Raw genomic sequence first — 20,408 nt, 5'->3', positions numbered from 1 at the left:
TATCGTGCGCTGGGTCAGTAGATCCACGCCATGCGTGGATGCCGTTCGCGCAGATCGATCAGGCGCCCCAGCTCTTCAACCCGCGTGCAATCCGCGCCACCGCCTCCTGCAGCCGCGGCACTTCCTGGGTATAGGCCAGGCGCACATGCTGGTTGGCGCGATGGAAACCGAAATCCAGGCCCGGGGTGAACGCCACGTGTTCGGTTTCCAGGAAGTGCGCACAGAACGCCTGCGCGTCATCGGTGAACGCGCTGACGTCGGCGTACAGGTAGAACGCACCCTGCGGTTCCACTTCGATGCGGAAACCAAGCTCGCGCAGCGCCGGCAGCAGATAGTCGCGACGCTGGCGGAACGCCTCGCGGCGCTGTTCGAAGATCGACATCGATTCCTCGCTGAAGCAGGCCAGTGCGGCATGCTGGGCGATGCTCGACGCGCTGATGTACAGGTTCTGTGCCAGCTTCTCCAGGTCCGGCACCGCCGCCGGCGGCGCCACCAGCCAACCCAGCCGCCAGCCGGTCATGCCGAAATATTTGGAGAAGCTGTTCAGCACGAACGCGCTGTCATCCACCTGCAGCACGCTGGGTGCATCCAGGCCGTAGGTCAGGCCGTGGTAGATCTCGTCCACCACCAGATGGCCGCCACGCGCGTGCAGGGCCTGCGACAGTGCCGCCAGTTCGTCGGCGGACAGCACGGTGCCGGTCGGATTGGCGGGGGAGGCCACCAGTGCGCCGACGCTGTCGGCATTCCAGTGCTGTTCCACCAGCGACGGCGTGAGCTGGTAGGCGGTGTCCGGGCCGACCGGAACCAGCTGTGCACCGCCTTCCACCAGGCGCAGGAAATGACGGTTGCAGGGATATCCGGGGTCGGCCAGCAGCCAGTGGCGGCCCGGATCGACCAGCAGGCTGCTGGCCAGCAGCAGCGCACCGGAGCCGCCGGGAGTGACCAGGATGCGTTCGGGATCGATATCCAGCCCGTAATGGCTGCGATAGAAACCACTGATCGCCTGGCGCAGGGCCGGCAGGCCACGTGCGGCGGTGTAGCGGGTATGGCCGGCGGCCAATGCGGCCTGGCCGGCACGCACGACCGGTTCGGCCGTGGTGAAGTCCGGTTCGCCGATTTCCAGGTGGATCACATCGTGGCCCGCCTGTTCCAGCGCCTGCGCGCGGGCCAGCAGGGACATCACGTGGAACGGAGCGATTTCATGGCTGCGCCGGCTGTAGCCCGGCGTGTGGGGCAGGGTACTCATGTGCCCATGGTACGCCGCGCGTCCTGGAAGTGCCGGCCGCTGGCCGGCAACCACCCGCCTCTGTTTATCCCAAGGTTGCCGGCCAGCGGCAAGCACGACCCATGACGATCCGCAGGGTTGCCCGCAACCCTCCTGCAACCCAGACTCGAGCACAAGGACGCCATTGCATTGCGGCTCAAGGAGCCTTATCTCATGAAATCCACCCTCTGCCTGTTGCTTGCCAGCCTGATGACCACCACTGCCACCGCCGCCACGCCGCCCGTTCCGCCGGATGCCGCCAAGCATCCGCATGTGGTCAAGGCGCCGTTCGGCGCGACCCGCAACGACGACTATTACTGGCTGCGCGACGACAAGCGCGAGAACAAGGACATGCTGGCCTACCTGCAGGCCGAGAATGCCTACGCCGACCAGTTGCTGGCGCCGCTGAAGCCGCTGGAAGACACCCTGTACAAGGAGATCGTCGGCCGCATCAAGCAGGACGATTCCAGTGTGCCGGCGCGCGAGCGCGGCTACTGGTACTACAGCCGCTTCGAGACCGGCCAGGACTACCCGATCCACGCACGCCGTAAGGGCGGCATGGATGCCGCCGAGGAAATCCTGCTGGACGTCAACACGATGGCCGCCGGCAAGGGCTACTTCAGCGTCGGCTCGATGGAAGTCAGCCAGGACAACCAGCTGCTGGCCTGGGCCGATGACGATGTCGGTCGCCGCCAGTACACCATCCGCTTCAAGGACCTGGCCACCGGCAAGGTGCTGCCCGATGTGATCACCGGCAGCTCCGGCGACCTGGTCTGGGCCGACGACAACCGCACCGTGCTGTATGTCGAGAACGATCCGGAAACGCTGCTGACCGTACGCGTGAAGAAGCACGTGCTGGGCACCCCGGCCAGTGCCGACACCGTCGTCTACGAAGAGAAGGACGACAGCTTCTACATGGGCATCGGCCGCACCCGCGACGATCGCTTCATCACCATCGGTGTGCACAGCACCGTGTCCTCGGAAGAGCGCTACGCGCCGGCCAGCGACCCGACCACGTTCACCGTACTGGCGCCGCGCCAGCGCGATGTGGAGTACGACGCTGACCACTACGACGGCCGCTGGGTGATCCGCACCAACGACGGTGCGAAGAACTTCAAGCTGGTCACCGCACCGACCGATGCGACCTCGCGCGCACAGTGGAAGGACTGGATCGCGCATGACGATGCGGTGTTCATCGAAGGCTTCGAGCTGTTCGATGCGTACACCGCCATCGCCGAACGTTCCGAGGGCCTGGAACGCATCCGCCTGCTGTTCAAGGATGGCCGCAGCGACTACGTGAAGGCCGATGAGCCGGCGTACTCGATGGGCCTGGGCGACAACACCGAGGCCGATACGCCGTGGCTGCGCTACGTCTACACCTCGATGACCACCCCGACCACCGTGTTCGAGCTGAACACCGCCACCGGCGAGCGCCGCCAGCTGAAGGTGCAACCGGTGATCGGCTATGACGCGTCGAAGTACGAAACCGATCGTGTCTGGATCACCGCGCGCGATGGCGTGAAGGTGCCGGTGTCGCTGGTCTACCGCAAGGGCTACCAGAAGGATGGCAAGGGCGCGCTGTTCCAGTACGCCTATGGCAGCTACGGCATGTCGATGGATCCGTACTTCAACCAGACCGCGGTGAGCCTGCTCGATCGTGGCGTGGTGTATGCCATCGCCCATATCCGTGGCGGCCAGGAGATGGGCCGCGACTGGTACGAGAACGGCAAACTGCTGCACAAGCAGAACACCTTCAACGACTTCATCGACGTCACCCGCGGCCTGGTGGCGCAGGGCTGGGCGGCGAAGGATCGCGTCGCCGCGTCCGGCGGCAGCGCCGGTGGCCTGCTGATGGGCGCCGTGGCCAACCAGGCGCCGCAGGACTACCGGGTGATGGTGGCGCAGGTACCGTTCGTCGACGTGGTCACCACCATGCTCGACCCGACCATTCCGCTGACCACCAACGAATACGACGAGTGGGGCAACCCCGAGCAGAAGCAGTATTACGACTACATGCTGTCCTACTCGCCCTACGACAACGTGAAGCAGCAGGCGTACCCGGCGCTGTTCGTGGGCACCGGCCTGTGGGATTCGCAGGTGCAGTACTGGGAGCCGGCCAAGTGGGTGGCCAAGCTGCGTGACGACAACACCGGCCATTACCCGATCCTGTTCCGCACCAACATGGAAGCCGGCCACGGCGGCAAGTCGGGGCGCTTCCAGCGCTACCGTGAACTGTCCGAGTCGTACGCGTTCGTGCTGCAGCAGCTGGGCATCGCCCAGCCGTAATGGTGCAGGGGTGCCGGGCGTTGCCTGGCATCCCGAACCGGTATCCTTGCGGCCATGAGCCAGCCCGACCCCTCCGCATCCCGCGATGCTGCCACGCCACCGCGCGTGGTGCGTTTCCGCTGGGCGTGGTGGCTGCTGGCCTACGTCAGCCTGGGCACCGGTATCGTCGGCATCTTCGTGCCGGGTCTTCCCACCACCGTATTCATCCTGATCTCGGCCTGCGCTGCCTCGCGTGGTTCCGAGCGCCTGCACACCTGGCTGCTGCAGCACCCGCGCTTCGGCCCGGCCATCGCCAACTGGCAGGCACACGGGGCGGTCAGCCGCTACGGCAAGTGGATGGCCACGATCACCATGGCAGTGTGCGCCGGCATCATGCTGTGGTGCGTGCCGATCGCCTGGGTGAAGTGGTTCTCGATCGGCAGCATGACCGTGGTGGCGATCTGGCTGTGGACCCGGCCGCTGCCGCCGCCTGCAGATTGAACGCCTGCGGTGGTGCCGGCCGCTGGCCGGCAACCCGATCCCCTGCACCAACCGCTCAGCCGCCAATGGCTATACTCGGGGCATGAAGATCCCCCATCGAAACGCCATCCTGATTCCGCTGGCAGCGGCCTCGCTGCTGCTCCTCGCCGCCTGCGGCAACAAGGGCCCGCTGGTACTGCCGCAGAAGCCGGTGCCGGTGGAAGAAACCGTCGAACCGGTTGCCGAGCCCGCTACCGAAGCGACCCCGGCGCAGACCGAAGGCAGCGGCACCCCGGCCACGACCGTGGAGCCGGCTGCACCGACCACGCAACCGGCGCCTGCGCCTGCGAAGAAGGTGGGCGGCGGGAATGAGTAAGGCCGGTTCCAAGGCGCTGCGCTTCAGCAAGATGCATGGCGCGGGCAATGATTTCGTAGTGATCGACCTGCGTGACGGCACTGCGCCGCCCACGCCTGAACTGGCCGCGCGCCTGGCCGACCGCCACACCGGCGTCGGCTGCGACCAGATCCTGACCATCGAAGCGCCGCGCGCGGAAGGCTCGGTGGCGTCGTACCGCATCTGGAATGCCGACGGTTCCAACTCCGAGCAGTGCGGCAACGGCGCGCGCTGCATCGCGGCCTGGCTGGTGCGTGAGGGCAGTGCGCAGGGGGATCAGTTCGTCATCGACAGCCCGCTGGCCAGTCATGGGGTGAAGGCCCTGGGCGATGGCCAGTTCGCGGTGACCATGGGCGTGCCTGCGTTCGAGCCGGTCAACGTGCCGCTGGTGGGCTTCGCCCATGCACGCGAGGAGTACCTGCTGCCGTTGCAGGGCGAGAGCATACGCTTCGCCGCGGTGTCGATGGGCAATCCACATGCGGTGATCGAAGTGGGCCTGATCGATGCAGCACCGGTCGAGCGCGTCGGTTCGCTGCTGCAGCAGCATGCCTCGTTCCCGCGCTCGGTGAACGTGGGTTTTGCCCAGGTGATGGGCCCGGCGCATGCACGTCTGCGTGTGAATGAACGTGGCGTCGGCGAAACCCTGGCCTGCGGCAGCGGCGCCTGCGCCGCTGCGGTGACCCTGATGCAGCGTGGCCGCCTGCAGCGCGATGCGCGCATCAGCCTGCCCGGGGGTGACCTGCGCATCCAGTGGCCGGGCGATGGCCAGCCGGTGGTGATGGCCGGCCCGACCGCATTCGTCTTCGAAGGGGAGTGGATCGCATGACCGAAACCGTCGACAAGCTCGGGGCCCATGAAGTCGCTGCGTGGTTGCGGCGACATCCCGGCTTCCTCAAGCAGTTCCCGGACCTGGCCCTGACCCTGGTGGTGCCACGCGACGATGGCCCGACCGCGTCGCTGGCCAGCTACCAGCTGGAAGTGCTGCGCGAGAAGAACCGCGAGCTGGCACGACGGTTGGCCGATCTGGGTGCCACCGCCCAGGTCAATGAACGCCTGGCAGTGCGCACGCATCAGCTGACCCTGGCGCTGATGAAGCAGGACAACGCCGCCGACACCCTGCGTGCGATGGCTGCCTCGCTGCAGGAAGATTTCGCCGGCGACCTGGTGCGATTGGTGGTGCACACACCGGTGGCCGGGCTGGAACAGGCCGACTGGCTGCAGGTGATCGCCGCCGATGATGCGCAGCTGGGCCCGTTCCGCGACTGCCTGAACGACGGCGAGCCGATCTGCGGGCGCCTGCAGCCGGAAAAGAATGCCGTGCTGTACGGCGTGCGCAGCGAAGAAGTGCAGACCACCGCGCTGCTGCCGTTGCCGGGCGTGGGCCTGATTGCTGTGGGCAGCCACGACCCGAACCGCTTCTACCCGGGCATGGGCACGCTGTTCCTGCGCATGATGGGCGATGCGTTGGCCACCGGCCTGAAGCGCTTCCCGGGCTGAGCAGGATACGACGATGAGCGCGGTACAGGCCTTCCTGCAGCATCTGCAGGTAGAGCGGCGGATGTCGGCACATACGCTCGACGCCTACCGCCGCGACCTGGACGCGCTGTCGGCCTGGGCCGAGCCGCGCGGTGTTGCGTTGGAAACACTCGATGCCGAGTCGCTGCGTCAGTTCGTCGCCGATGAGCACCGGCGTGGCTTGTCGGCCAAGAGCCTGCAGCGCCGCTTGTCGGCGTGCCGCAGCTTCTACGCCTGGCTGCTCAAGCACGGGCGCATCGAGGTCAGCCCGGCGGCGACGCTGAAGGCGCCACGCGCACCGCGCCGGTTGCCGCAGGTGCTCGATGCCGACGAAGCCGTGCAGCTGGTCGAGCTGGAACCGGAAGGTGAACTCGGCCGCCGTGACCGCGCGCTGCTGGAATTGTTCTATTCCTCTGGCCTGCGCCTGAGCGAAGTCTGCGCGCTGACCTGGCGCGACCTGGATTTCGACAGCGGCCTGGTCAACGTGCTGGGCAAGGGCAATCGCCAGCGTCGCGTGCCGTTCGGCCGGCCGGCGCGCGAAGCGCTGCAGGCGTGGCGTGCGGAAAGTGGCGGCGGCCCGGCCTCGCCGGTGTTTCCCGGTCGCAACGGGCCGATCAGCCAGCGTGCGGTGCAGATCCGCATCCGCCAGCTGGCGCAGCGCCAGGGCCTGTTCAAGCACGTGCACCCGCACATGCTGCGGCACAGTTTCGCCAGCCACATCCTGGAATCGTCCGGTGACCTGCGTGGCGTGCAGGAACTGCTTGGCCATGCCGACATCGCCACCACGCAGATCTACACCCACCTCGATTTCCAGCACCTGGCCAAGGTCTACGACGCCGCGCATCCACGTGCGAAGCGCCGCAGCAAGGACGACAAGGCTGAATAGACCGCCCTTGATCTGGATCAGGGCAGGGCGGCCGCTACCGGCGCATTGTGGCCGCAGGCCACGAGGACACCGCCACCATGGCGAAGCCCATTCCGCTGCATCCCAGGCACCCCGAACGCATCTGCTGGGGCTGCGATCGCTACTGCGCGGCTGACGCGCTGGCCTGCGGCAATGGCTCCGGCCGCACCCAGCACCCGATCGAGACGCAGGGTGAGGACTGGTACATCGCCTGGGGCATCGAGCCGAATCCGGATCGGCCGTCGCAGGCCAAGCGCTGAACGGCAGGCGTTCCACGTTCGGGCGGCGGGGTCCGCGCGCATTGCGATGCGCTCGTTAAAAGGGCGCCCTCTTCCCATGGGGCGCCGCCAAGCGCTGAACGGCAGCCATCCGCACAGGCTTGATCGCACCCGGCGCTGTCCCCATGTCCCGGGAACAGCTATCGGAGGCCGCATGGACCCCAGTCAGAATCCCAACGTTTTCCACGCCACCACCATCGTCTGCGTCCGTCGCGGCGAGCACGTGGCCATTGCCGGCGACGGCCAGGTCACGCTGGGCCACACCGTGATGAAGGGCAATGCGCGCAAGGTGCGCCGCCTCGGCCGAGACGGCCAGGTGCTGGCCGGCTTCGCCGGTGCCGCCGCCGATGCCTTCACCCTGTTCGAGCTGTTCGAGGCCAAGCTGGAAAAGCACGGCCAGCTGCAGCGCGCTGCGGTCGAACTGGCCAAGGATTGGCGCACCGAGCGCCGCCTCGGCAAGCTCGAGGCCCTGCTGGCAGTGGCCGACAAGGAAACCTCGCTGATCATCAGCGGCACCGGTGATGTGATCGAGCCGGAGGACGGCATCATCGCCATCGGTTCCGGTGGTTCCTATGCACTGTCGGCCGCGCGCGCGCTGATGGCGCACACCGAACTGGATGCGCGCACCATTGCCAGCGAAGCGATCGGCATTGCCGGCGACATCTGCATCTACACCAACCGCAACGTGGTGGTCGAGGAGCTGTGAGGGTCGTGCCGGCCGTTGGCCGGCAACCTCATGATCCCCGCACGCGTGCCTGGTTGCCGGCCAGCGGCCGGCACTACCGACAATGAATCCGTGAGCACATCCATGTCGAAGATCGAAGTTTCCTCCGCCACCATGACCCCGCGCGAGATCGTGCAGGAACTGGATCGGCATATCGTGGGCCAGCACGACGCCAAGCGCGCCGTGGCCATTGCCCTGCGCAACCGCTGGCGCCGCATGCAGCTGGTGCCCGAGCTGCGCAATGAAGTGATGCCGAAGAACATCCTGATGATCGGCCCGACCGGCGTCGGCAAGACCGAGATCGCGCGTCGACTGGCCACCCTGGCCAACGCGCCGTTCGTCAAAGTTGAAGCCACCCGCTTCACCGAAGTCGGCTACGTCGGCAAGGACGTCGAGCAGATCATCCGCGACCTGGCCGATACCGCGGTCAAGCTGTACCGCGAACAGGCCAAGGTGCGCGTGCGTACCCAGGCCGAAGAACGCGCCGAAGACCGCATCCTCGATGCGCTGCTGCCGCGCCGCAGCGGTGGCATCGGTTTCGATCCGGAAGTCGCCCGCAACGAGCCGTCGGCGCAGGACAACGAGACCCGCATCAAGTTCCGCAAGATGCTGCGCAACGGTGAGCTGGACGAGCGCGAGATCGAGCTCGACCTGGCTGCCAACGTCAGCATGGACATCATGACCCCGCCGGGCATGGAGGAAATGGGCCAGCAGCTGAAGTCGATGTTCGCCAACCTCGGCGGCGGCGCCAAGGCGCACAAGCGCACGCTGACCATCAAGGCCGCGCGTCCGCTGCTGATCGAGGAAGAAGCCGGCAAGCTGGTCAACGAGGACGACATCCGCACTGCCGCGATCGAGGCCTGCGAGCAGCACGGCATCGTCTTCATCGACGAGATCGACAAGGTCGCCAAGCGTGGTGACAACGTGGGTGGTGGCGACGTGTCGCGCGAAGGCGTGCAGCGCGACCTGCTGCCGCTGGTGGAAGGCTCCAACGTGTCGACCAAGTACGGCACGATCAAGACCGACCACATCCTGTTCATTGCTTCGGGCGCGTTCCACCTGGCCAAGCCCAGCGATCTGATTCCGGAGCTGCAGGGCCGCTTCCCGATCCGCGTGGAGCTGGGTGCGCTGAGCAAGGGTGATTTCGTGCGTATCCTGACCGAGCCGAAGGCCGCGCTGACCAAGCAGTACGAAGCGCTGCTGGCCACCGAAGGCGTCAAGGTCAACTTCACTGCCGACGCCATCGATCGTCTGGCCGAGATCGCCTTCCAGGTGAACGAGCGCCAGGAGAACATCGGTGCCCGTCGCCTGCACACCGTACTGGAGCGCCTGTTGGATTCGCTCAGCTACGAGGCACCGGACCGCGACGGCGAAACCCTGGCCATCGACAGCGCTTACGTCGATGCACATCTGGGTGAGCTGGTGCAGGACCCGGACCTGAGCCGCTACATCCTGTAACGCCCGACGCTGCAAAGCATGAGGCCGCCGAAAGGCGGCCTTCTGCTTTGGCAGTCAGCGCGAGTGCCGTGTGCGGTAGGCCTGCAGCACCTGGTCGATCACCGCGCTGGTGCGGGCGGCGCTGATGCCGTTCGATGGCGAGTGGCCGTTGCCGCGCAGTTCGTCCACAAGGGAGGCAATCAACGGTTGCTGGATCGATGGCGGGTTCGGGATGTCGAACGCCTGCACGCCCGCTTCCGTCTCCAGAACCACCGGAACGTCCTCGAAGGTGGCAAAGCGCAGTTGTCCGCGATCGCCGGTGATCTCGATCTCATCCTGGCGGCGGAACGCGCAGAAACTCCATTGCGCGATGCCGTGCGCCCCCGTCCCGGTGCGGAAGCACATCGAGACGCTGTCCTCGGCGGCATACGCGCCTGCCTGCGAACTGGCCAGGCCACGCACATCGCTCAGCGGCCCCAGCAGATGATCCAGCAGGTCCAGGGTGTGCGAGCCCAGATCGACGAACAGCCCGCCGCCGGCGATCGCCGGGTTGGTCCGCCAGAAGTCCGGCGATGCAGCGTTCGCCGAATGCGGCCGGTGCAGGGTGGCGCGCACGCTGCGCGGCGTGCCGATCGTGCCGCTGTCCAGCAGCTGCTTCACCTGCGCGAAGCGGGGCAGGGCGCGGCGGTAGTAGGCCACGAACACCGGCACGCCGCTGCGCGCGCTGGCCTCCAGCACGCGTTCGCATTCCGCGTGATCCATGGCCATCGGCTTTTCTATGTAGACCGGCTTGCCCGCGGCAATCGCCTGCAACGCGTAGTGCATGTGCGTGGAGGGCGGCGTCGCAACGTAGATCGCGTTCACTTCCGGGTCGGCGATGAGTGCATCGGCGTCCGCGTACCAGCGGGGAATCGCATGGCGCCGCGCATAATCCTCGGCCAACGCCGCATTGCGGCGCATGACCGCTGCCACCCGTGAGCCCGGCGTGTTGGCCAGGGCCGGCCCGCTCTTCTTCTCGGTGACGCTGCCACAGCCGATGAAGCCCCACACCACGTTGTCCAGGATCATCACGATGCGTCCAGAAAAGGGAAGGTCCGCCGGGTTCAACCCAACAGTGAGCGTAATCGATCACCGGCGGAGGCGGAGACATCGGCGCCGGTGGGCAGGAAGCAACGAAGCTGCCACTGCCGGGTCCGGATCGCGTCCTTTGCGGTCGGCGTGCTCCACGGCGGATAGACACGGAGGGCGCGCTTTCCGCCCTCGCCATCGCGCGACATCACGCCGCGCTCGATCAGCAGGTCACGACTGAAGATGAACTGCCCGCGCTGTGTTCCGTCGAAGACCGCGATCACCACGAAGTGCACAGCATCGGCTGCATCCAATGGAGCGATATCAGAACCGGGGGCGGGGCGCTTCCACAGGGTTACGAACTGGCCGGTCTTGGTGGGGGTGATCTTCGCGACGCGGAACACGATGCTGTGACCCTCAAGGGTAAAGCGGCAGGCACCGTACTCTGCGCTTTCCGCTTCCGCCACGATCGGTCCGGTCAACTGCAGCCCTGCGGGCAGGTAGAGATCGTGCAGTGCCGCAGTGGCGGCAGCAATGCCGCTCATGCTTCGGGCAGCGGCTCGGGCACCGTTCCGGGCACGAACACGCCTTCTTTCACGTAGGCGGCCAGGGTCATGTCCAGCGCAAGCATGCCGTCGCGCTTGAGGTCCATCAGTTCCGGTTCGACCATCGCGCCATGCAGTACGCCCAGCACAGTGGCGTGCAGCATGCGCGCGGCGATCTTCGGGTCCGCGCCTTCGCGCAGCTGGCCCAGGTCCTGGGCCCGGCGCAGGGCGCGCTCCATCCGGTCCAGCGCGTCGCGGAAGCCGGCCTGCTGCATTTCGGTCAGCACCTTGGTATCGGCCGAGGCGTCGCTGCGCAGCATGATCTCCATGGTCTTGCGCAGGCGTTCGTCCTCGGACAGCTCGATGAACGAGTGGATCATCACTGCGCGCAGGTCGTGCACCGGTGTGTCGCGCTGGTCGGTGGAGGTGCGCTCCAGTTCCTGCATGAAGGGCAGGTGCACCCGTTCGACGATCGCGGCCAGCACCTCGCTCTTGTTCTTGAAGTGCCAGTACACCGCGCCACGGGTATAGCCGGCGCGGGCACCGATCATCTCCAGCGTGGTACGGGCCACGCCGTGTTCATGGAAGCAGGCTTCGGCGGCGTCAAGGATGCCTTCCCGGGTTGCCTGGGTGTCCTCTTTGGTCTTGCGGGCCATGGGTGTGGGTACGAGTGCGGGTGAAACGTGGCTGAATTGTACCGGTTTACAAACAAACAAGCATGTATGTATATTTCGCACCCATCATTCCCGTCGTGTGCGTGGCAGGCCCGTCCGGCTCCCACTCCACCCGGGTGGGCGCTGTTCGCACGGTCTTCACCTTCGCTGGTGGAGGGTCCGCCGTATCAGCGCTGGCTGAGACCCTTTCCTTCAAGAGCCTTTCCGTCATGTTGCTGAGCCGAATCCGACCCTTTGCACTGTCGCTGGCAATCGCCGCGACCGTGGCTGCCTGCGGCGGCCAACCCCAGGCCCCCGAACAGGGCCCGGGTGACGTCACCGTGGTCACGCTGAAGTCCGAGACCGTGGGCCTGACCCGCGAGCTGCCGGGCCGTACCAACGCCTTCCTGGTCGCCGAAGTGCGTCCGCAGGTCAACGGCATCGTCGCCAAGCGCCTGTTCACCGAGGGCGGCATGGTCAAGGCCGGCGAGCCGCTGTACCAGATCGAGGACGCCAGCTACCGCGCACAGGCCAACAGTGCCCGTGCCCAGCTGGCGCGTGCCGAGGCCACCGCCAACGCCGCGCGCCTGAGCGCCAAGCGCATCACCGAGCTGGCCAAGGTTGATGCGGTCAGCCAGCAGGACCTGGAAAACGCGGTGGCCGCGCAGAAGCAGGCCGAGGCCGACGTCGGCGCCGCCAAGGCCTCGCTGGATGCGGCCAACGTCACTCTGGGCTACGCCCGCATCACCGCGCCGATCAGCGGCCGCATCGGCAAGTCCAGCGTCACCCAGGGTGCGCTGGTCAGCGCCGGCCAGGCCAATGCACTGGCCACCGTGCAGCAGCTGGACCCGATCTATGTGGACCTGACCCAGTCCTCGGCCGAGCTGCTGCAGCTTCGCCGCGAGCTGGCCGCGGGCCGCCTGCAGGACAACCAGACGCTGCCGGTCAGCATCCTGATGGAAGACGGCAGCACCTTCGAGCACAAGGGCACGCTGGAGTTCTCCGAAGTCAGCGTCGACCCGGCCACTGGCAGCTTCGGCCTGCGCGTGAAGGTGGACAATCCGGACGGCCTGCTGATGCCGGGCACGTACGTGCGAGCGGTGATCGGTGGCGGCGTGCGCAGCGATGCAGTGCTGGTGCCGATGGCCGGCATCGCCCGCGATCCGAAGGGTGACACCTCCGCGATGGTGGTCGACAAGGACAACAAGGTCGAAGTGCGCCCGGTCAAGGTCAGCCGCACGGTCGGCGACAAGTGGCTGGTCGAGGACGGTCTGAAGGCCGGCGACAAGGTGATTGTCGAAGGCCTGCAGAAGATCGGCCCCGGCATGCCGGTCAAGGCCACCGAGAAGGGCGCTGCTCCGGCCAAGCCGGCAGCGGCCGCCCAGCCTGCCGCTCCGGCCGGCGACGCGAAGTAAGCGGAGAACCCCATGGCACGCTTTTTCATCGATCGACCCATCTTTGCATGGGTGATCGCCATCATCATCATGCTCGCCGGCGGCCTGGCCCTGTTCAAGCTGCCGGTCTCGATGTACCCCAACGTCGCACCGCCGGCGGTGGAAATCAGCGCCACCTACCCGGGTGCATCGGCCAAGGTGGTCGAGGACTCGGTGACGCAGATCATCGAGCAGAACATGAAGGGCCTTGATGGCCTGATCTATTTCTCCTCCAACAGCTCGTCCAACGGCCAGGCCACCATCACCCTGACCTTCGAGAGCGGCACCAACCCGGACATCGCCCAGGTGCAGGTGCAGAACAAGCTGCAGCTGGCCATGCCGCTGCTGCCGCAGGAAGTGCAGCGGCAGGGCATCAACGTGGCCAAGTCCAGCTCGGGCTTCCTGAACGTCATCGCGTTCGTGTCCGAGAACGGCAGCATGGACGCCAACGACATCGCCGACTACGTCGGTTCCAATGTCGTCGACCGTCTGAGCCGCGTGCCGGGCGTGGGCAACATCCAGGTGTTCGGTGGCAAGTACGCCATGCGCATCTGGCTGGACCCGAACAAGCTGCATACCTATGGCCTGTCGGTTGCGGAAGTGACCGCAGCGATCAAGGCACAGAACGCCCAGGTGGCCATCGGCCAGCTCGGCGGCGCGCCGTCGATCAAGGGCCAGCAGCTCAACGCCACCATCAATGCGCAGTCGCGCCTGCAGACCCCGGAACAGTTCCGCAACATCATCGTGCGCGGCGCGCAGGACGGTGCCGAACTGCGCCTGGGCGATGTCGCCCGCGTCGAACTGGGTGCAGAGTCCTACGACTTCGTCACCCGCTACAACGGCCAGCCGGCCAGCGGCCTGGCGGTCACCCTGGCCACCGGCGCCAACGCGCTGGATACCGCGGCCGGCGTGGATGCCGCGCTGCAGGACATGAAGAGCTTCTTCCCGGCCGGCCTGAAGGCCGAGATCCCGTACGACACCACCCCGTTCGTGCGCGTGTCGATCAAGGGCGTGGTGCAGACCCTGATCGAAGCGATCGTGCTGGTGTTCGTGGTGATGTACCTGTTCCTGCAGAACTTCCGCGCCACCCTGATCCCGACCATCGCCGTTCCGGTGGTGCTGCTGGGTACCTTCGGCGTGCTGGCGATGCTGGGCTTCTCGGTGAACATGCTGACCATGTTCGCGATGGTGCTGGCGATCGGCCTGCTGGTGGACGATGCCATCGTGGTGGTGGAGAACGTCGAGCGCATCATGTCCGAGGAAGGACTGTCGCCGCTTGAGGCCACCCGCAAGTCGATGGGCCAGATCACCGGCGCGCTGGTGGGTATCGGCCTGGTGCTGTCGGCGGTGTTCGTGCCGATGGCCTTCATGAGCGGCTCCACCGGCGTGATCTACCGCCAGTTCTCGGCCACGATCGTTTCGGCGATGGCGCTGTCGGTGCTGGTCGCGATCGTGCTGACCCCGGCGCTGTGCGCGACCATGCTCAAGCCGCTGAAGAAGGGTGAGCACCACGTCGCACACAAGGGCTGGTCCGGTCGCTTCTTCAACGGTTTCAACCGCGGCTTCGACCGCACCAGCGAAAGCTACCAGCGCGGCGTGCGCGGCATCATCCACCGTCCGTGGCGCTTCATGGGCATCGTGGCGGCACTGTTCGTGCTGATGGGCGTGCTGTTCGTGCGCCTGCCCAGCTCGTTCCTGCCCAACGAAGACCAGGGCGTGCTGATGGCGCTGGTGCAGGCGCCGGTCGGTGCCACCCAGGAACGTACGCTGGAATCGATCGCGGCACTGGAAAACCACTTCCTGCAGAACGAGAAGGATGCGGTGGACTCGGTGTTCTCGGTGCAGGGCTTCAGCTTCGCCGGCATGGGCCAGAACGCGGGCATGGCATTCGTCAAGCTGAAGGACTGGAGCGAGCGTGACGCCGACAATGGCGTGATGCCGATCACCGGTCGCGCGATGGCGGCACTGGGCCAGATCAAGGATGCCTTCATCTTCGCCTTCCCGCCGCCGGCCATTCCGGAACTGGGTACCGCGTCGGGCTACACCTTCTTCCTGAAGGACAACAGCGGCCAGGGGCACGAGGCACTGGTGGCCGCGCGCAACCAGCTGCTGGGCCTCGCCGCCGGCAGCAAGAAGCTGGCCAACGTGCGCCCGAACGGCCAGGAAGACACGCCGCAGTTCCGCATCGACATCGATGCAGCCAAGGCGACCTCGCTGGGGCTGTCGATCGACCAGATCAACGGTACCTTGGCCGCCGCATGGGGCAGCTCGTACATCGACGACTTCGTCGATCGTGGCCGCGTCAAGCGTGTGTTCGTGCAGGCCGACCAGCCGTTCCGCATGGTGCCGGAGGACTTCGATCTGTGGTCCGTGAAGAACGACAAGGGCGAGATGGTGCCGTTCAGCGCGTTCGCCACCAAGCACTGGGACTACGGTTCGCCGCGTCTTGAGCGCTACAACGGTGTGTCGGCGATGGAAATCCAGGGCGAACCGGCCCCGGGTGTCGCGTCCGGTGATGCCATGGCCGAGATCGAACAGCTGGCCAAGCAGCTGCCGGCGGGCTTCGGCATCGAGTGGACGGCGATGTCCTACCAGGAACGCCAGGCCGGCTCGCAGACGCCGCTGTTGTACACGCTGTCGCTGATGATCGTGTTCCTGTGCCTGGCCGCGATGTATGAAAGCTGGAGCGTGCCGACCGCGGTGCTGCTGGCGGCCCCGCTGGGTATCCTCGGCGCGGTGCTGGCCAACACCTTCAAGGGCCTGGAGCGCGACATCTACTTCCAGGTGGCGATGCTGACCACGGTGGGCCTGACCAGCAAGAACGCGATCCTGATCGTCGAGTTCGCCAAGGAAAACCTGGAGAAGGGGGCCAGCCTGATCGAGTCGATCATGCACGCCGTGCGCGACCGCTTGCGCCCGATCGTGATGACCTCGCTGGCCTTCGGCATGGGCGTGGTGCCGCTGGCAATCTCCACCGGTGCCGGCTCCGGTGCCAAGCAGGCGATCGGCACCGGCGTGCTTGGCGGCATGATCGTCGGCACCGTGCTCGGCGTGTTCTTCGTGCCGCTGTTCTTCGTGGTGGTGCAGCGCGTGTTCAAGCGCAAGTCCACGACGTGACCTGAAACGGTAGTGCCGGCCGCTGGCCGGCACCTACTGCCCGCGTGATGTGAATCCAACGAGGTTGCCGGCCAGCGGCCGGCACTACCTCCTGCCATCCGGCAGTACCGATGGAAGTCATTCCCATGAAAAGTGCATCCCTGTTCCTTTCCATTGCCGCCGCGCTCGCGCTGGCCGGCTGTTCCACCCTGGTGCCGAAGAACACCGCCGTTGCTCCGGCCATTCCGGCGCAGTGGCCGGCCGAGGCCGCGCAGGGCGAGGTGGCCGATGTCGCCGCCGTCGGCTGGCGCGACTTCTTCACCGATGCGCGCCTGCAGCAGGTGATCGACCAGTCGCTGCAGAACAACCGCGACCTGCGCGTGGCCGTACTCAACGTTGAACGCGCGCGCGGCCAGTACCGCGTACAGCGCGCCGACCGTGTGCCCGGCGTGGCCGTCACCGGTCAGATGGACCGCCGTGGTACCGACGCCGGTGTCACCGAGCAGTTCACCGCCGGTGTCGGCGTAGCCGAGTTCGAGCTGGATCTGTTCGGCCGCGTGCGCAATCTCAGTGAAGCGGCGCTGCAGCAGTACTTCGCCGTGGCCGCCAACCGCCGCAACGCGCAGCTGAGCCTGGTGGCCGAGACCGCCACGGCGTGGCTGACCTACGGGGCTGATGCGCAGCGGCTGAAGATCGCCGATGCCACGCTGAAGACCTACGAGGATTCGCTGCGCCTGGCCGAGGCCCGCCACGAGCGTGGTGGCAGTTCGGCGCTGGAGCTGACCCAGACCCGTACCCTGGTCGAGACCGCACGTACGGATGCTGCACGCCTGCGTGGCCAGCTGGCCCAGGACCGCAATGCGCTGGCGCTGCTGGCCGGTGGCCAGTTGGATCCAGCACTGCTGCCGGACAGCATCGAACCGCAGCTGCTGGCACTGGCACCGCCGCCGGCCGGCCTGCCCAGCGACGTGTTGCTGCAGCGCCCGGACATCATGGCCGCCGAACACCAGCTGCTGGCGGCCAACGCCAACATCGGTGCGGCACGCGCGGCGTTCTTCCCGAGCATCTCGCTGACCGGCAGCATCGGTAGTGGTTCGAGCGAACTGTCCAACCTGTTCGACAGCGGGACCCGCGTGTGGAGCTTCCTGCCGAAGATCACGCTGCCGATCTTCCAGGGCGGCAAGCTGCGCGCCAATCTGGCCATCGCCAATGCGGACCGTGACATTGCGCTGGCGCAGTACGAGAAGTCGATCCAGGTGGGCTTCCGCGAAACCGCCGATGCGCTGGCGTTGAACGTCAGTCTGGATGAGCAGGTGAGTTCACAGCAGCGCCTGGTGGAAGCGGCCGAACAGGCCAACCGCCTGTCGCAGGCACGCTACGACGCTGGCCTGGACAGCTTCGTGACCCTGCTTGATGCGCGCCGTACCGCCTACAACGCGCAGCAGACCCAGCTGCAGGCGCAGCTGGCCCAGCAGGCCAACCGCATCACCCTGTACAAGGTGCTGGGCGGCGGCTGGCACGAGCGCGGGTAAGCAGTGCTTCTGGTAGGTGCCAACCTTGGTTGGCACGGATGCGTCAGCGCAGGCGGCTGGCCCTGTGCCAACCAAGGTTGGCACCTACCTGGAGATCGAGGGTAATGCCGGCCGCGGGCCGGCATTGTCATTTCAGGGCCTGCTACACCGCTTCATCGTCGCGCCGCGCTGCATGGCAGGCGCGCACACGCGCCAGCGCGTCGCCAGCCTCGCGCGCCATCTGCTCGTACTCGCGCCGGATCTCTTCCAGCCGCTCCTCGTCCAGTTCTTCCAGATCCAACAGTTCGTTGTTGGCTTCGGCCGTCGCGCGGATCAGCTCGTCCAGCTTGATCTGCATCGCGGCGGTATCTGCGTTCTGTGTGTGCTGGATCAGGAACACCATCAGGAAGGTGATGATGGTAGTACCGGTGTTGATCACCAGCTGCCAGGTGTCGTTGAAACCGAATACCGGGCCACTGATGCCCCAGATCACCACGATCGCTACCGCGGCCAGGAAGGTCCACGGCGAGCCGGTGGCGGCCGCGGCCTTCTTGGCGATCGTATTGAACAGGTTGCGTGCTTTCATCGTCGTCGTCCCACTCAGGTGACGAGGATGATCGGCGGTGGCTCGTGCAGGGGCCGTGCAGCTCAGGCGCGCAGGCGCGGGGCGTCCTGCAGGCGCACCGGGCTGGTCTGGTAGACGTGCTGCCAGCAACGGTCGACGAATTCGCGGGCCTGGGCTTCGCTCAGGCGCGGCATGATCTGCAGGGCGTACTGGGTCTGGAACATCTCGTCGCGCTGCGCATTGCTGGCGCGCGGCTGGGTGATCAGCGAATCACAGGCGAACTTGATCCACGGCACGTAGGAGCCGAACGAGTTGTGCGGTAGTGCGCCGTCGGCATGCTGGCGGCGCCAGTGGTCAAGCTCGGCGTCAACGTTGATGACCGGGGGAATGGTGGGGACTTCAGCGTGCATGACAATCCAGTTCGGTTGAGTGGAAAGGGAGTGGGGGTTCATCCGAGTGTGGCCGATGCGGCAGTGGAAGCCGCGTCAGCGCGATGTGCAGCCGGCGTTGCGATTGCCTATCAGTTGCGCATGCTCGACCGCGCCGAGGTCTTCGGCCATGTCGGCCATTGCATTGCACAGGCGCTCATGGTCGAGCGGGTGGCCGCGCACCAGTTCCAGCTGCAGGCCCTGGTAGGCAGTCCAGAACAGTGCTCCACGCTGGTGCAGCGCGTACTGCTGCTGCAGGCGCTTGCGGATGGCGTCGAGGATCGAGTCGGGCGTGGGGCGTACGGCGTGCGCGCACATGGCTGGCTCCGCCGGGGAAGGAAGTCCCGGTAACCCCACCCTAGGCGCGGCAGCGGGGTGGGGTGTTACCGCAGCGTGTGCACGCAGCGCAGCTGACTGTGCACAGGTTCACGGCATTGGCCGCAAACGCTGCCGGCACTAGGGCGTGCCGGCACTGAAGCGTTCATTAAGCGGGTTCAACAGCACACTGCGTGGTGATCATTCACCGATGTCTTCGTTCCAGATCTCCGGGTACTGCGCAACGAAGCCGCCCAGCAGGTCCACGCATTCCTGGCTGTCCAGGTCGATCACGTTGACGCCGTTTTCCCGCAGCCAGTCGATGCCGCCCTGGAAGGTGCGCGATTCGCCCACCACTACGGTGCCGATGTTGAACTGGCGCACCAGGCCCGAGCAGTACCAGCACGGCGCCAGGGTGGTGACCATGATGGTGTCCTGGTAGCGGCGCTGGCGGCCGGCCTTGCGGAACGCATCGGTCTCGCCGTGTACCGACGGGTCGCCTTCCTGCACCCGGCGGTTGTGGCCGCAGCCGAGCAGGCGGCCGTCGTTGTGGTACAGCGCCGCGCCGATCGGCACGCCGCCCTCGGCCAGGCCCTGGCGGGCTTCGGCGATGGCGGTCTGCAGCAGGGCCTGGTAGTCGGGCGTGGTGATCATGCGGGGCTCCGGTAAGTCGTGGCCCGCCATGATACGGGCAGGGGGTGCCGCTGGCCCCCGGCGGTGCGATAATCGGGGCCATGAGCGAATCCCCCTACAAAGCCGGTACCACCCATTTCGGGTTCCGCGACGTCGCCGCCAAGGACAAGCAGAAGCTGGTCGGCCAGGTGTTCACCTCGGTCGCGCGCAACTACGACCTGATGAACGACCTGATGAGCCTGGGCGTGCACCGGGCGTGGAAGCGCTACTACGTGGCGACCGCGCAGGTGAAGCCGGGCGACCGTGTGCTCGACCTGGCAGGCGGCACCGGCGATATCGCCGCGCTGCTGAAGGAGCGCGTCGGCGCCGAGGGCTCGGTGGTGCTGGGCGACATCAACGCCGGCATGCTGTCGGTCGGCCGCGACCGCCTGACCAACCGCGGCCTCGTGCTCGGCCTGGACTATGTGCAGTGCAACGCCGAAGCCCTGCCGTTCCCGGACAACAGCTTCGACCTGGTGACCATCGCCTTCGGCCTGCGCAACGTGACCGACAAGGACGCTGGCCTGCGCGAGATGTACCGCGTGCTGAAGGTGGGTGGCCAGGCCCGCGTGCTGGAATTCTCCGAAGTCACCGCCGACTGGTTCAAGCCGATCTACGACTTCCACTCGTTCAAGATCCTGCCCAAGCTGGGCAAGCTGTTCGCCAATGATTCGGACAGCTACCAGTACCTGGCCGAGAGCATCCGCAAGCACCCGCCGCAGGATGAGCTGAAGGCGATGATGGGGCAGGCCGGCTTCGAGCGCTGCCACTACAAGAACCTGACCGGCGGCATCGTCTCGATCCACTCCGGCTACAAGCTGTAGTTCCTGCTCTGGTAGGTACCAACCTTGGTTGGCACAC

Annotated in this window: 21 protein-coding genes; 13 read left to right on the top strand and 8 right to left on the bottom strand. The window is 66.4% G+C overall.

Translation table 11 applies throughout. From position 1 onward, the window contains the following. Positions 1-58 precede the first annotated feature (58 nt). Positions 59-1,246, bottom strand: coding sequence for a pyridoxal phosphate-dependent aminotransferase (locus ACZK4Z_RS19620; RefSeq protein WP_125893421.1), 1,188 nt, complete (start codon positions 1,244-1,246; stop codon positions 59-61). 192 nt (positions 1,247-1,438) lie between these two features. Between ACZK4Z_RS19620 and ACZK4Z_RS19615 the strand changes: the two genes are divergently transcribed. The 9 genes from ACZK4Z_RS19615 to hslU all read left to right on the top strand — a co-directional run bounded on the left by ACZK4Z_RS19615 (position 1,439) and on the right by hslU (position 9,282). Beyond that, on the top strand, positions 1,439-3,550 hold the full coding sequence (locus ACZK4Z_RS19615; RefSeq protein WP_049399231.1) for a S9 family peptidase: 2,112 nt from the start codon (positions 1,439-1,441) through the stop codon (positions 3,548-3,550). A 54-nt stretch (positions 3,551-3,604) separates the two neighbouring features. Further along, positions 3,605-4,030 carry a YbaN family protein gene (locus ACZK4Z_RS19610; RefSeq protein WP_478450992.1) on the top strand — a complete coding sequence of 142 codons (426 nt, stop codon included), beginning with the start codon at positions 3,605-3,607 and terminating at the stop codon, positions 4,028-4,030. A gap of 82 nt (positions 4,031-4,112) precedes the next feature. Next, entirely contained in the window at positions 4,113-4,385 is a 273-nt protein-coding gene (gene lptM, locus ACZK4Z_RS19605; protein WP_049399234.1) for an LPS translocon maturation chaperone LptM, read from the top strand. After that, a complete protein-coding gene (gene dapF, locus ACZK4Z_RS19600) occupies positions 4,378-5,229 on the top strand; it encodes a diaminopimelate epimerase (RefSeq protein ID WP_125893425.1) in 852 nt (283 codons plus the stop codon). The genes lptM and dapF overlap by 8 nt, the downstream gene beginning before the upstream one ends. Next, entirely contained in the window at positions 5,226-5,900 is a 675-nt protein-coding gene (locus tag ACZK4Z_RS19595; protein ID WP_125893427.1) for a DUF484 family protein, read from the top strand. Before dapF ends, ACZK4Z_RS19595 begins: the two co-directional genes overlap by 4 nt. Positions 5,901-5,913: 13 nt before the next feature. Beyond that, positions 5,914-6,804: a tyrosine recombinase XerC gene (gene xerC / locus ACZK4Z_RS19590; protein ID WP_125893429.1), complete on the top strand. Its 891-nt coding sequence runs from the start codon at positions 5,914-5,916 to the stop codon at positions 6,802-6,804. Positions 6,805-6,881: 77 nt separating this feature from the next. Next, positions 6,882-7,082 (top strand): DUF3079 domain-containing protein, encoded by a 201-nt coding sequence (locus ACZK4Z_RS19585; protein ID WP_010481389.1) that lies wholly within the window; start codon positions 6,882-6,884, stop codon positions 7,080-7,082. A gap of 172 nt (positions 7,083-7,254) precedes the next feature. After that, positions 7,255-7,806: an ATP-dependent protease subunit HslV gene (gene hslV / locus ACZK4Z_RS19580; protein WP_005411093.1), complete on the top strand. Its 552-nt coding sequence runs from the start codon at positions 7,255-7,257 to the stop codon at positions 7,804-7,806. 102 nt (positions 7,807-7,908) lie between these two features. Further along, positions 7,909-9,282 carry an ATP-dependent protease ATPase subunit HslU gene (gene hslU / locus ACZK4Z_RS19575; protein ID WP_125893431.1) on the top strand — a complete coding sequence of 458 codons (1,374 nt, stop codon included), beginning with the start codon at positions 7,909-7,911 and terminating at the stop codon, positions 9,280-9,282. 54 nt (positions 9,283-9,336) lie between these two features. On the opposite strand, the gene ACZK4Z_RS19570 is transcribed toward hslU, so the two are convergent. Genes ACZK4Z_RS19570 through smeT form a run of 3 tightly spaced genes read right to left on the bottom strand, consistent with a single transcriptional unit; the run spans position 9,337 to position 11,530 of the window. Beyond that, positions 9,337-10,329: a Gfo/Idh/MocA family protein gene (locus ACZK4Z_RS19570; protein WP_125893433.1), complete on the bottom strand. Its 993-nt coding sequence runs from the start codon at positions 10,327-10,329 to the stop codon at positions 9,337-9,339. 35 nt (positions 10,330-10,364) lie between these two features. After that, entirely contained in the window at positions 10,365-10,874 is a 510-nt protein-coding gene (locus tag ACZK4Z_RS19565; protein ID WP_125893435.1) for a MepB family protein, read from the bottom strand. After that, positions 10,871-11,530: an efflux transporter SmeDEF transcriptional repressor SmeT gene (gene smeT / locus ACZK4Z_RS19560; protein WP_032129009.1), complete on the bottom strand. Its 660-nt coding sequence runs from the start codon at positions 11,528-11,530 to the stop codon at positions 10,871-10,873. Before smeT ends, ACZK4Z_RS19565 begins: the two co-directional genes overlap by 4 nt. A gap of 227 nt (positions 11,531-11,757) precedes the next feature. Here smeT and smeD point away from each other — a divergent pair, with 227 nt between their 5' ends. From smeD to smeF, 3 genes are all read left to right on the top strand, one after another. Then, positions 11,758-12,942, top strand: coding sequence for a multidrug efflux RND transporter periplasmic adaptor subunit SmeD (gene smeD / locus ACZK4Z_RS19555; protein ID WP_032129008.1), 1,185 nt, complete (start codon positions 11,758-11,760; stop codon positions 12,940-12,942). 12 nt (positions 12,943-12,954) lie between these two features. Next, positions 12,955-16,077, top strand: coding sequence for a multidrug efflux RND transporter permease subunit SmeE (smeE, locus tag ACZK4Z_RS19550; protein WP_125893437.1), 3,123 nt, complete (start codon positions 12,955-12,957; stop codon positions 16,075-16,077). Positions 16,078-16,187: 110 nt separating this feature from the next. After that, a complete protein-coding gene (smeF, locus tag ACZK4Z_RS19545; RefSeq protein ID WP_125893439.1) occupies positions 16,188-17,588 on the top strand; it encodes a multidrug efflux RND transporter outer membrane subunit SmeF in 1,401 nt (466 codons plus the stop codon). Between the two features lie 142 nt (positions 17,589-17,730). Here smeF and ACZK4Z_RS19540 read toward each other — a convergent pair whose 3' ends face one another. From ACZK4Z_RS19540 to ACZK4Z_RS19525, 4 genes are all read right to left on the bottom strand, one after another. After that, on the bottom strand, positions 17,731-18,153 hold the full coding sequence (locus ACZK4Z_RS19540) for a low affinity iron permease family protein (RefSeq protein ID WP_032129005.1): 423 nt from the start codon (positions 18,151-18,153) through the stop codon (positions 17,731-17,733). 62 nt (positions 18,154-18,215) lie between these two features. Next, entirely contained in the window at positions 18,216-18,542 is a 327-nt protein-coding gene (locus ACZK4Z_RS19535) for a hypothetical protein (RefSeq protein WP_014038526.1), read from the bottom strand. A 75-nt stretch (positions 18,543-18,617) separates the two neighbouring features. Beyond that, entirely contained in the window at positions 18,618-18,878 is a 261-nt protein-coding gene (locus tag ACZK4Z_RS19530) for a hypothetical protein (protein WP_125893441.1), read from the bottom strand. A gap of 198 nt (positions 18,879-19,076) precedes the next feature. Next, positions 19,077-19,529 carry a nucleoside deaminase gene (locus tag ACZK4Z_RS19525; protein WP_125893443.1) on the bottom strand — a complete coding sequence of 151 codons (453 nt, stop codon included), beginning with the start codon at positions 19,527-19,529 and terminating at the stop codon, positions 19,077-19,079. Between the two features lie 80 nt (positions 19,530-19,609). Here ACZK4Z_RS19525 and ubiE point away from each other — a divergent pair, with 80 nt between their 5' ends. Further along, a complete protein-coding gene (gene ubiE, locus ACZK4Z_RS19520) occupies positions 19,610-20,371 on the top strand; it encodes a bifunctional demethylmenaquinone methyltransferase/2-methoxy-6-polyprenyl-1,4-benzoquinol methylase UbiE (RefSeq protein ID WP_005411082.1) in 762 nt (253 codons plus the stop codon). Positions 20,372-20,408 lie beyond the last annotated feature (37 nt).

This window comes from Stenotrophomonas sp. 71799_Sma, from assembly GCF_056482505.1.
The sequence above is the reverse complement of the archived record's forward strand: the minus strand, read 5'-3'. Positions and strand labels throughout refer to the sequence as shown.

Excerpts from the sequence above, each read along its gene's own strand:
- ubiE (WP_005411082.1), top strand. The coding sequence starts at position 19,610 with ATGAGCGAATCCCCCTACAAAGCCGGTACCACCCATTTCGGGTTCCGC.
- hslV (WP_005411093.1), top strand. The coding sequence starts at position 7,255 with ATGGACCCCAGTCAGAATCCCAACGTTTTCCACGCCACCACCATCGTC.
- ACZK4Z_RS19565 (WP_125893435.1), bottom strand. The coding sequence starts at position 10,874 with ATGAGCGGCATTGCTGCCGCCACTGCGGCACTGCACGATCTCTACCTG.
- ACZK4Z_RS19570 (WP_125893433.1), bottom strand. The coding sequence starts at position 10,329 with ATGATCCTGGACAACGTGGTGTGGGGCTTCATCGGCTGTGGCAGCGTC.
- ACZK4Z_RS19595 (WP_125893427.1), top strand. The coding sequence starts at position 5,226 with ATGACCGAAACCGTCGACAAGCTCGGGGCCCATGAAGTCGCTGCGTGG.
- ACZK4Z_RS19610 (WP_478450992.1), top strand. The coding sequence starts at position 3,605 with ATGAGCCAGCCCGACCCCTCCGCATCCCGCGATGCTGCCACGCCACCG.
- ACZK4Z_RS19525 (WP_125893443.1), bottom strand. The coding sequence starts at position 19,529 with ATGATCACCACGCCCGACTACCAGGCCCTGCTGCAGACCGCCATCGCC.
- hslU (WP_125893431.1), top strand. The coding sequence starts at position 7,909 with ATGTCGAAGATCGAAGTTTCCTCCGCCACCATGACCCCGCGCGAGATC.
- xerC (WP_125893429.1), top strand. The coding sequence starts at position 5,914 with ATGAGCGCGGTACAGGCCTTCCTGCAGCATCTGCAGGTAGAGCGGCGG.
- smeD (WP_032129008.1), top strand. The coding sequence starts at position 11,758 with ATGTTGCTGAGCCGAATCCGACCCTTTGCACTGTCGCTGGCAATCGCC.
- ACZK4Z_RS19620 (WP_125893421.1), bottom strand. The coding sequence starts at position 1,246 with ATGAGTACCCTGCCCCACACGCCGGGCTACAGCCGGCGCAGCCATGAA.
- dapF (WP_125893425.1), top strand. The coding sequence starts at position 4,378 with ATGAGTAAGGCCGGTTCCAAGGCGCTGCGCTTCAGCAAGATGCATGGC.
- ACZK4Z_RS19535 (WP_014038526.1), bottom strand. The coding sequence starts at position 18,542 with ATGCACGCTGAAGTCCCCACCATTCCCCCGGTCATCAACGTTGACGCC.
- ACZK4Z_RS19540 (WP_032129005.1), bottom strand. The coding sequence starts at position 18,153 with ATGAAAGCACGCAACCTGTTCAATACGATCGCCAAGAAGGCCGCGGCC.
- smeE (WP_125893437.1), top strand. The coding sequence starts at position 12,955 with ATGGCACGCTTTTTCATCGATCGACCCATCTTTGCATGGGTGATCGCC.
- ACZK4Z_RS19585 (WP_010481389.1), top strand. The coding sequence starts at position 6,882 with ATGGCGAAGCCCATTCCGCTGCATCCCAGGCACCCCGAACGCATCTGC.
- ACZK4Z_RS19615 (WP_049399231.1), top strand. The coding sequence starts at position 1,439 with ATGAAATCCACCCTCTGCCTGTTGCTTGCCAGCCTGATGACCACCACT.
- ACZK4Z_RS19530 (WP_125893441.1), bottom strand. The coding sequence starts at position 18,878 with ATGTGCGCGCACGCCGTACGCCCCACGCCCGACTCGATCCTCGACGCC.
- lptM (WP_049399234.1), top strand. The coding sequence starts at position 4,113 with ATGAAGATCCCCCATCGAAACGCCATCCTGATTCCGCTGGCAGCGGCC.
- smeF (WP_125893439.1), top strand. The coding sequence starts at position 16,188 with ATGGAAGTCATTCCCATGAAAAGTGCATCCCTGTTCCTTTCCATTGCC.
- smeT (WP_032129009.1), bottom strand. The coding sequence starts at position 11,530 with ATGGCCCGCAAGACCAAAGAGGACACCCAGGCAACCCGGGAAGGCATC.